Consider the following 1,142-nt stretch of genomic DNA (forward strand, 5'->3'; position numbering starts at 1 on the left):
AACTTCGTGACCCTCAAGCTGACCACCGACGACGGCTTGACCGGGCTCGGCGACGCGACGCTGAACGGCCGCGAGCTGGCGGTGGTGTCCTACCTGCGCGACCACGTGGTGCCGCTGCTGATCGGCCGCGACCCGCATCGCATCGAGGACACCTGGCAGTTCCTGTACCGCAGCGCGTACTGGCGGCGCGGCCCGGTCACGATGGCCGCGATCGCGGCGGTGGACGTCGCGTTGTGGGACCTCAAGGCCAAGGCCGCCGGGATGCCGCTGTACCAGCTGCTGGGCGGGGCGTCGCGGACCGGGCTGCTGGCCTACGGGCACGCCTCCGGCCGGGACCTGCCGGAGCTGTTCGACAGCATCCGTGACCACCTCGAGCAGGGCTACCGGGCGATCCGGGTGCAGACCGGCGTGCCGGGCCTGACGACGATCTACGGTGTCGCCACGGCGCCGCGCGCCGACATCGCGACGGGCTCGGCCGGTGCGCCCGGCGGCGGCCGGTACGACTACGAGCCGGCCAGCCGCGGCGCGTACCCGCAGGAGGAGGACTGGGACACCCGCTCCTACCTGCGGCACGTCCCCACGGTGTTCGAGGCGGTCCGCAACGAGTTCGGGCCGGAGCTGCCGCTGCTGCACGACGGCCACCACCGGATGACGCCGATCCAGGCCGCGAAGCTGGGCAAGGCGCTGGAGCCGTACGACCTGTTCTGGCTGGAGGACTGCACCCCGGCGGAGAACCAGCAAGCGCTGCGGCTGGTCCGCCGGCACACCACGACGCCGCTGGCCATCGGAGAGATCTTCAACACCGTCTTCGACTACCAGACGCTGGTCACCGAGCAGCTGATCGACTACGTCCGCTCCGCGGTCACGCACACCGGCGGCATCACCCACCTCAAGAAGATCCTCGACTTCGCCGCGCAGTACCAGATCAAGTCCGGCATGCACGGCCCCACCGACATCTCACCGGTCGGCATGGCCGCCGCCCTGCACCTGGGCCTGGCCATCCACAACTTCGGCATCCAGGAGTACATGAAGCACGGCGCGAAGACCGACCAGGTCTTCCAGCAGACCTTCACCTGGACCGACGGCTTCCTCCACCCCGGCGACCAGCCCGGCCTCGGCGTCACCCTCGACGTCGACGAGGC

The 1,142-nt window shown here is 70.5% G+C and carries 1 protein-coding gene; it reads left to right on the plus strand.

All coding sequences use genetic code 11. From position 1 onward, the window contains the following. Positions 1-1,142: D-mannonate dehydratase ManD (manD, locus tag E1262_RS30030; protein ID WP_132108012.1), on the plus strand; the 1,142-nt coding region annotated here is incomplete at both ends.

Origin of the sequence: Jiangella aurantiaca (genome assembly GCF_004349105.1) — a bacterium.
Taxonomy (GTDB): domain Bacteria; phylum Actinomycetota; class Actinomycetes; order Jiangellales; family Jiangellaceae; genus Jiangella; species Jiangella aurantiaca.